General features: G+C 39.3%; 9 protein-coding genes, 1 pseudogene and 1 riboswitch. Of the genes and pseudogenes, 1 reads left to right on the top strand and 9 read right to left on the bottom strand.

Annotated features, from left to right (window positions below; translation table 11 throughout):
* Both AC1DSL_RS14520 and AC1DSL_RS14515 read right to left on the bottom strand, forming a co-directional pair.
* A partial coding sequence (locus tag AC1DSL_RS14520; protein WP_477532709.1) for a DEAD/DEAH box helicase occupies positions 1-368 on the bottom strand: 368 nt, incomplete at its 3' end.
* Entirely contained in the window at positions 365-1,402 is a 1,038-nt protein-coding gene (locus AC1DSL_RS14515; protein ID WP_477532708.1) for a YpbB family protein, read from the bottom strand. The genes AC1DSL_RS14515 and AC1DSL_RS14520, both read right to left, overlap by 4 nt.
* Before the next feature lie 111 nt (positions 1,403-1,513).
* On the opposite strand from AC1DSL_RS14515, the gene AC1DSL_RS14510 reads away from it, so the two are divergent.
* Complete coding sequence (locus tag AC1DSL_RS14510) at positions 1,514-1,762, top strand: ferredoxin (protein WP_016427441.1); 249 nt, start codon at positions 1,514-1,516, stop codon at positions 1,760-1,762.
* 326 nt (positions 1,763-2,088) lie between these two features.
* On the opposite strand, the gene AC1DSL_RS14505 is transcribed toward AC1DSL_RS14510, so the two are convergent.
* The 7 genes and pseudogenes from AC1DSL_RS14505 to AC1DSL_RS14475 form a co-directional block, all read right to left on the bottom strand.
* A complete protein-coding gene (locus tag AC1DSL_RS14505; RefSeq protein ID WP_016427442.1) occupies positions 2,089-2,667 on the bottom strand; it encodes an ECF transporter S component in 579 nt (192 codons plus the stop codon).
* Between the two features lie 154 nt (positions 2,668-2,821).
* Positions 2,822-2,954, bottom strand: a riboswitch (FMN riboswitch).
* Positions 2,955-3,078: 124 nt separating this feature from the next.
* Positions 3,079-4,311, bottom strand: a complete 1,233-nt coding sequence (locus AC1DSL_RS14500; RefSeq protein ID WP_477532707.1) for a hypothetical protein — start codon at positions 4,309-4,311, stop codon at positions 3,079-3,081.
* Positions 4,298-4,840 carry an RNA polymerase sigma factor SigX gene (locus tag AC1DSL_RS14495; protein ID WP_477532706.1) on the bottom strand — a complete coding sequence of 181 codons (543 nt, stop codon included), beginning with the start codon at positions 4,838-4,840 and terminating at the stop codon, positions 4,298-4,300. Before AC1DSL_RS14495 ends, AC1DSL_RS14500 begins: the two co-directional genes overlap by 14 nt.
* Positions 4,841-4,885: 45 nt before the next feature.
* On the bottom strand, positions 4,886-6,667 hold the full coding sequence (locus AC1DSL_RS14490; RefSeq protein WP_477532705.1) for an ATP-binding protein: 1,782 nt from the start codon (positions 6,665-6,667) through the stop codon (positions 4,886-4,888).
* Positions 6,660-7,298, bottom strand: a pseudogene (locus AC1DSL_RS14485) (response regulator transcription factor); the annotation flags it as partial. The gene AC1DSL_RS14490 and the pseudogene AC1DSL_RS14485, both read right to left, overlap by 8 nt.
* A 104-nt stretch (positions 7,299-7,402) precedes the next feature.
* Entirely contained in the window at positions 7,403-8,587 is a 1,185-nt protein-coding gene (ccsB, locus tag AC1DSL_RS14480; RefSeq protein WP_477532704.1) for a c-type cytochrome biogenesis protein CcsB, read from the bottom strand.
* The coding region (locus tag AC1DSL_RS14475) for a cytochrome c biogenesis ResB family protein (protein WP_477532703.1) at positions 8,584-9,157 on the bottom strand (574 nt) is incomplete at its 5' end. The genes ccsB and AC1DSL_RS14475, both read right to left, overlap by 4 nt.

Here is a 9,157-nt window from a genome sequence, read left to right as displayed (position 1 = left end):
CTCACTTGTTCTTGCATCATCATTTCTGGTGATAGAAAAATGAATTTATATGTTTCCATTCTCTGCAAAAGCGCATTTTTTTCAGGAGGAGTCAAAAATGAATTTACCGCAACGACTCGCCTCTCCCCCATTTTTTTCAGCTGTTCAACTTGATCCTGCATTAAAGATAGCAAGGGCGAAATAATGATGACGCTATGCGGTAAAAGATATCCCGGTAGCTGATAACAAAGTGATTTACCCATTCCTGTAGGTAAAATTGCAAGGACATCTTCTTTATTGATAATACTTTTTATGATTTCTTTTTGACCTTGCCTAAACGTACGGTAACCAAATTTATCATATAGAACTTTCTCCAGATTTGACGTCAATTCGATTCCCCTCCTATAGCCAAAAGCAGCCTTAGTTGAAAGTACGTATAACTGGGGAAAACGTCTTTTAGCGTCCGCAATTTTTTAGTTTCTTGTTGTTTGATTTTTTGAATGAGCGTCGGAACATCCTCGTTCAGAAAAAACATCTCTACTGATAATAATGATCCATTCATCGCCATCTCTACAAAATGATCTTCGATTGTGCTTGTCTTTAGTTGGCGCATTGAACTAATTTCTTCAAATGAATAGCCTTTTTGGTACAAATCTGAGGTTTTCTTAGCTGAGTCAGTTAATGGAGTTGATACTTTGATATCTTCAATCATTCTCGTTAATAGACTCAAAGATGGTCTGATGGAAATTTCATCTAGTATAATATGTAAACTTTCTTGCAGACGGATTTGAAGATCCATTTCATCTTCCTCTAAAGCGCGGGAAAGCTGTTGCCATGTCACTCCACTTACCTCATATCCAGTCAAACGATGACTGAGAATTACTAAATGAAGTTCGGATAACTTGTCCGACTGGCATACACTGAGCAGTTCTTCATAATATTTTGAAATGAACTCATTTGACTTGTAAGTAAAGTCATGCAAAAAATGACGAACCCATTGTTGAATCTTTTCATCTTTTTGAATGGGTGTGAACGTCCATTTTTTTGCGTTAACATGCGATAGTGTTTGAGTAACTAACGATATACGTTGAAAGAAAATGCGTTCATTTCCTCTATATAACCAGCCATTCAACTGCAATGGTGGCATTTCCTTCAACTTTTCTTTTCCCAAGTGCGTTAGTTTGGGAATCGATTGCTCGTTGACAATCAGCAAGTTTGACTGAATCATTTGTTGCACATATTGTTCATATGTTGGTTTTGTGAGTTTTGGAAAAAGTGAAAAGTAATTGGTCAGTCCATAACTTTTAACATCTTGGATGGTTTGACCCGAACGTTTACCTCTAATTAGGTGAAACGGAGCTGAAATTGTACGTTCTTCATTTAATCGATTGACCATATGTAAGATGATTTGTTGGAATAGCACAAGACTTCCTCCAATTTAATATGTATTTAGGTTGAAAATTGAGGAAAACATGATTAGAATAAATACGAAAAGCTTTTTCAAGCGAACGGAGAAAAAGGAGAGGTTTTAAACATGGCGAAGTATACTATTGTAGATAAAGATACTTGTATCGCTTGTGGCGCATGTGGCGCAGCTGCACCTGATATTTACGATTATGATGATGAAGGCATTGCCTTTGTTATTTTAGATGATAACATGGGAACAACTCAAGTTCCAGATGAACTCGAAGAAGATATGCAAGATGCATTTGAAGGCTGCCCTACAGATTCCATTAAAGTTGCCGAAGAATCATTTGACGGAGATGCATTAAAATACGAATAGGAAAAAGCTGCGAATTTCTTCGCAGCTTTTTTTTTTCATTAATATAGCTTTATTAATATAATGTCGTTTATCGCACATTTGCGCTAGCCGCATGTTACGCATGAGCCAACAAGTATGAAAACCGCATACTTGTTGGTCTTACACTTCAAAAGTGCTGTGCCTGCGGTTACTCGGCACAGAGGAAACCTTGCTCCTGCGGTTACTCGTCGCAAAGAGTACGGTCAAACTTCCTTTGACCATACTCTTTCTTGCGGCATGCTGTGCGCAAATGGACTCTTTCTGATCAATCTCTAGTATTTTTTTACATAGCCTAATAATGATTATTATTATGAAAATTGAGCTCGTTGTTTATCCAACCACGTTTTCATCGTCTTGAACAAAACAATAATGATGGCGGACAACAGCAACCCTTTAATTAAGTTGAATGGTAAAATCCCTAGCACAATGGTATCACGCAATGCAGAACCAGTAAGTGCTGGCATATTCAAGAAATAAGTGTACATCGGTAAAAATACCGCATAATTTAACACGCTCATTCCGATTGCCATGGCAAGAATTCCCACAATCAGACCAATTGCCAAACCTTTCGTATTTGAAACTTTACGATAAATTGCATATACAGGAAGCATGAACAAAATGCTCGTTACAAAATTGGCAATTTCCCCAACAGGAACACCTGTTGGACTACCACTGAAAATCCAATATAGAACATTTTTAAATAGTGCTACTAAAATCCCAGCTACAGGTCCCATAGTAATTGCCGCAATAAGTGCTGGCACATCGCTGAAATCAACTTTTAAAAATGGTGGTAATGCAGGTAACGGAAAATTAAATAGCATTAAAACAAATGAAATACTACTTAACATGGCTACTGCAATCATGACACGCAGTTTGTTGTTCTTCATAAAAACTCTCTCCTTTTGCCGATCCACTCCACAAGAAGAAAAGTTCGTCCGTTTTGTCCCATCAAAAATCCCTTAAGCCGTTATCGCTTAAGGGAGTAGAAAGGCGCACTTAAATAGGCGTCTCGTTAAATGACAGAACGAAAAACGACCGCACCTTCACCTTCTCCCATCCAGACTATACTGTCGGCTTTGGAATCACACCAAATCCTGCCTTACGGCTCGCGGGCTTAAGAAAACGTTCTTCTATTACCGCCGATCGGGAATTTCACCCTGCCCCGAAGATGAATCAATATTAACTTACATTGTTTACTATAAGAAAAAAAGAACCATTTGTAAACTACTTGAGCCTACGTATGGTTCTTTTTTATTAATAAATTTCTATCCAATTGTCAATTTGAAACATGTAAAACCTTATTCCCAAACATATTTATTCGCTCCAACAGGACTTTCAACGGGCTTACTGAAATCGAATCCATTCCAAGTTAATGGTGCGATATTTTCAAACTGAACGTCTTTCCCAAAACTTCCATTCGTCAATAGAATCCCTTCGATTAAATGAGAAGCTACTTGAGGATCCATTAGTTCTAAGTTCAATTCCTCTGTAAACCGGATACGATTTATCCCTTGTTCATTGCTCACTTCAAAATTGATGCCTTCGGGAATTACACTCTGTAGATAATCACTCTGAGATGTTTTCATTTCATTCATCGCTTCTTGAATGTCCGAATGAGTTTCGTTCATGTTCGGTACCAAAAATTGATTTCCATGTTCATTTCTATACAGATAGAAACTCGTAAACGTGTTCCCACTTGTCAATGCTCGCGGTTTCATAGGACCAACTTGATCAAATTCAGCTTGACTTCCATCTTCATTTTGAAAAACAACTTGGTTGTAGCCATAAAACGTTTCTTGAATTGATTCGGTATACGCATTTATGGTTGCACTCGACAAATCGTAATCATGTGTAGATGGTAACTTGTGAATCAATTGATTCTGTTGTTCTTTAAATTCACCTTCGAATGGATGGAATTCAGCAAATCCAAGTGCGGATTCAACTAATTCACCAGCATATTGATTATACAAATCCAAACTCGTTGGCTCTGCATTTCCTAAATCATTCGCAATGGTCCGGCTCGGAATAAGTACCGTTAAGGGTACAACGATTCCATCATTCGACAACATGCCAATGTGAAAGACTGTGTGTTCTTTTGCATCTACTGGGTAGACAGATGTGAGAACGGCACCTTGACGAGCAAATGTAGGAGACGTTTCCTCATCACTGGTTATGCCCGCACTATCGTTTGCAGATTCTTTACTATTTGAAAACATTTGATTCGATGTATCATCCGCGCTTTCTTCTTCAAGTTTAGCGGAACTATCAGTAACAGCCATCTCTGACATGGCCTTATCCTCATTTTGCGGATTATTGAGAAAACTTGCTACAAGTATTGTCAAGGTTGCCATTGCTGCAACTGCTACAGCCGATGGAATCCATTGTTTACGTTTTTTGTTTTTGCTAACGGCCAATCTTGGATCTTGCTGCAAACGTTTCAATACTTCGTCTTTGGAGCGTGTATCATGTATTTTGGGCACTTGGCTAAGTAACTCGTCAATCTTTTGTTCACTCCATTTATTGTTGCTCACCGTGAACTTGCCTCCTATCCGAATGCCCTGATAAGCGATCCCTAAGTTTATGGATTGCACGATGTTGTGTGGTCTTTACTTTCCCTTCCGTCCATCCGAGAACTTGTGCTGTCTCCGTAATGGATAGGTCTTGAAAGTATCGCATGACAATAACCATTTTTTGATCGCCAGTGCATTCATCTAATACGTCCAGCAATTGCTTCATATCATCATTCATTTCGACTAATTCATCGGGCAGAGCTTCATTGGATCTCAGCTCTTGTTTTTCCCAGTCAAAAAAGTCAAAAGCATGACGCTTGCGTACAGACGACTTTCGAAAATGATCAATCGCAACGTTTTTGGCAATCGAAAATAACCAAGTCTTTTCGGAACTTTTCCCTTCGAATCGGCTGTATGCTTTTAAAACTCTAACATATACTTCATGCATTAAGTCTTCGGCTGTCTGTCTATWTTTAACAATATACAGCAAGAACTGAAATACGTCTTGATGATATTGATCATAGAGCCTGTGAAAAACGGAGTCATTCATGAACTCCCCCCGTTCATAAAATTAGTCGTTACAACAAATAAAAAGTTACATTTTTTTTATTGGTAATGTAAAGGTAAATTTGGTTCCAACATTTTCTTCACTCATTACTGAAATCACACCATCATGGGCTTCCACCATATTTTTGGCAATGGCAAGACCCAAACCAGTTCCACCTTTTCCTCTTGTTCTCGATTTATCTGCTTTGTAAAAACGCTCAAACACATACGGCAGATCTTCAGCTGGTATTCCCGAACCTGTGTCCTCCACGCTAATTTTCACGAACGCATTGTGTTGTTCGACACATACCGTGACTTTTCCTTCATTCGGTGTATGACGGATAGCGTTATCAATCAGATTGGTCAAAACTTGTTCAATACGATCTTCGTCCACTTCTGTAGTCAATTTCGGAGAGACGGCAGAATCGAATTTCAAATCAATGTGTGATTCCTTCGCTACTTGTGCGAATTTTTGTGTAATTCTTTCGATGACTGGGGAAACAGCAACATTCTCTTTATACAGACGCATCCTACCTGATTCCATACGGGCTAAATCCAATAAATCAGTAACGAGTCGTCCCATGCGTTGGGATTCTTCATAAATAATTTTTATCATTTCGTCTCGTTCTTCTTCAGATGATACGACATCATCTATAATGGCTTCGCTATACCCTTGCAACATCGCAATAGGGGTTCTGAGTTCATGAGACACATTCGCTATGAAGTCAGAGCGTAATCGATCCAGTCGATGTTGTTCAGTCATATCCCGCAATACAGCAACGGCTCCCCTAATTGAATCACCACTGTACAATGGACTGATTGTAATGGCAAAATAGCTTCCTTCCATTTCGAGTTCTTCATTAATTTCTTCTTCCATATGAAGGCCATGGTCGAGCATGTGATCCATTTCAACAGGTATCGGCTGACCATTATTCGTACCCATGCGGAAAAACCATTTTTGTAACAATTTTTCAGCTTGTGGATTGCTTAGTAAAATCGTATGATCACGATTAAACGTAATGACGGCATCTGTCATCGACGTCAAAATACTGGATAGCTGTTCCTTCTCTTGATTGATTACTTCTAAATGATGCTTTAATTGTCTTCCCATCTGGTTAAATGCATTTGCCAACTGGCCAATTTCATCATTTTGATGTGAAGGAAGTTTGGTATCAAAGTTTCCTTTCGATAATTCAAATGCGGCTTCACGCATTTTACGCAGTGGTGATGTGATCCGAGTAGAAAGGAAAAAAGCAAAGAAAGTCGTTAAGATAAATGCGATAAAAGCAGAGAGAAAGACGATATTCGTCGTTTCTTTTGTAGTTTTATGAATGACATCCAAGCTTTGATAAATGAATACGGCTCCATGAACTTCGTTTTCAACATTCAATGGAGAAGCCAATACGATAAATGGTTCCATTTGACTTTTATTTTGCAGAGATGGCAGCATCATTTCTTTAATGATTGGTTGTGATGATTTGAAAACATTTCCAAGCGTTTGATCTCTCATAATATATTTTTTTATTTCTTCTCCATTTTCCCCTTCATGCAAGGCAAGAGATACTTCACGCGGTTCTTTTGCAATCAGTGCATTCGTTTCTGGGCCAAGGACATCAGAAATAATAGAGAGAGATGCATCAACATTTTCATGATCATCTACAATACGGGCAATTGTACTCGCTTCCTGCCGTAAGGATGCTTCAGCTTGCTCGCTATGATAGTTCCCTAAAAATTCAAGCATTAAGACCGTAATGATAAACAATACAAACGAAACGAGAAGCAATATGGTTACCCATAGCTTCCCGACAACGCTGTTCCATATTCTATTCATTGACAACCTCGAATTTATAGCCTACTCCCCATACAGTTACAATCATTTTTGCGGCTTTTTCGGATACGCGGTTCAATTTCTCACGTAATCGTTTCACATGGGTATCGACTGTACGCAAATCACCAAAGAAATCGTAATGCCAAACTTCTTTCAGCAATTGTTCACGGTCAAACACTTTATCCGGAGCTTTCGCTAAAAAGTAAAGTAGCTCGTACTCCTTCGGTGTCAAGTTCACTTCTGTTCCATCCGCTGTGACGCGATGTGCATCGTGGTCAATCGTTAGATGCGGAAATACCACCAAATCTTTTGAAGAAGAGGTTGTAGTAATTGGTGAAATTGTCACGGAGCGTCTTAAGACGGCCTTAATACGAAGAACGACTTCGCGCGGGCTAAATGGTTTGACTATGTAATCATCCGCACCTAATTCAAATCCTTGAACGCGGTTTGCTTCTTCGCCTTTGGCAGTTAATAAAAGAATCGGTGTTGCTTTAAGTTCACGAAGTTCGGCAAGCACTTCCAAGCCGTCTTTCTCTGGCATCATCACATCCAACAGGATACAGTGATATTCTTTTTCAAGTGCCATTTCCAGTGCCATGGCTCCATTTTCAGCTTCGTCCACTTCATATCCTTCAACATAGTGTTACCCCTCTCGTCCTGACTCTACCAATTATTGTACAATTACATGCTCTAAAATGAAAGAAAAGCCCTTCCCTCGGAAGGAAAAGGCTTGTCATTTTATGCGTATGAGTGTAACCCGGCAATAATTAGGTTAACAGCAATTAAGTTAAACATAATAATAATGAAGCCTATGACAGCCAACCATGCAGATTTTTCGCCATGCCAGCCTCGTGATAATCGAAGATGCAGGAAAGCTGCATAGAATAGCCATGTGATGAGAGCCCAAACTTCCTTCGGATCCCATCCCCAGAATCTTGACCAGGCTTCATGTGCCCAGATCATCGCAAATATCAGTGCGCCAAGCGTAAACACAGGGAATCCGATGGACACAGCACGATAACCGATTTCATCCATTAACTGCGAATTGGCCTTTTGGGCAAAAGGTTTCAGAACAGCTGAAATTGGTTTGCGAATGATAAGCCTGATTAATCCATAAAGGATAACCCCGAACAAAAATGACCAAGTAACCGTCGTTAATTTTTTCGCATTAACAAGTGGAGGCATTTCGGCAATTGGTGTCAAAGTTCCAGGTGTCAATGACTCATACTCATTCATTCCGAATAGAGGTGGTGCATTATACGTAATTTCTTTTTCTTTTTCTTCTTTATCTACATAGCTGAATTTTGCTTCGTAATCCATCACGCTAAATGTAGTAGTTGAAGCAACAAAGCCTAATGTTAAGACGAGTGTAAACATGACAGCTTCCAACCAAAAACTTTGTTTTGATTTCTTCGTAATGTCAACATTCTTCAGTAAGTAAATCAAACCAGCCACGGCACTGATTGCTAGAATGGCTTCACCGAGTGCAGCCGTAATAACATGGACTGTTAACCAATAGCTTTTCAACGCCGGAATCAAAGGATTAATGTCGCGCGGGAACATGCTTGCATATGCAATAATGATGATTGCAATCGGTAATGCGAACAGTCCGAGTGATGGTGTCCGGTAAATGAAAAAGATTAAAATAAACGCACCAACTACCATCATGCCAAAAGCGGTTGTAAACTCAAATAAGTTACTTACCGGAGCATGTCCAGCAGCTATCCAACGAGTGATGAAGTAAGCCAAGTTTGCGATGAATCCAACAATCGTTACAATAATCCCGATACGTCCCCATCGCTTCTCAGAAGCTGATGCTTCTGACTTTGACCCTTTCACTGCTCCACCGAAAAATAATGTTGCAATCAAATAACAAACAAATGCAAAAAACAATAAATTCCCACTTATCGAGACGAGTGTCATGACGACTTCTCACCATCCTTTTTGAGCTCATGTGATTCAGAGTCCTGTTGATCCATGTATGGAGGCAGTTGTGCTACTTCCGTTAGCTGATCCAACTCTTTTTTAATAGCAAACCAGTTTTTATTCGTATGGGCAGCGACAGCAACCTGTCCATCTTTCGTTTCATGAATCCATATTCTACGGTGATTGAAGTAAGATCCTTGCGCAACCCCAATCATGAAAATCAAGCCACCTAAAGCTAAAATCCATAATGTTTTATCTTTCCGTATCGTGAGACCGGAAACATCACGCGTATCTACATTTTGGAATTCAAGTTTATATTCATTATCCCCAAGCGGCTCCACAGTTTGTTTTATCGCCACAAAACTGGTTTCCCCTTCAGGAGTTTCAGGTGTCTTCATTTCCACTAAAAATGCAGGGTTGTTCGGAACTGGAGACTTCGTTTGAGGCTCTCCCTTTTCAAATCCAGAAAAATCCGGATAATATCCTAACAATTTTACAGAAGACCCATTACCTAAATCATAAGTGGTTTTTGGATTCGTCAAATCGATGGAAAGATCACCTAAAGAT

The sequence above is a fragment of the Paenisporosarcina sp. P4_D4 genome (genome assembly GCF_056401835.1).
The sequence above is the reverse complement of the archived record's forward strand: the minus strand, read 5'-3'. Positions and strand labels throughout refer to the sequence as shown.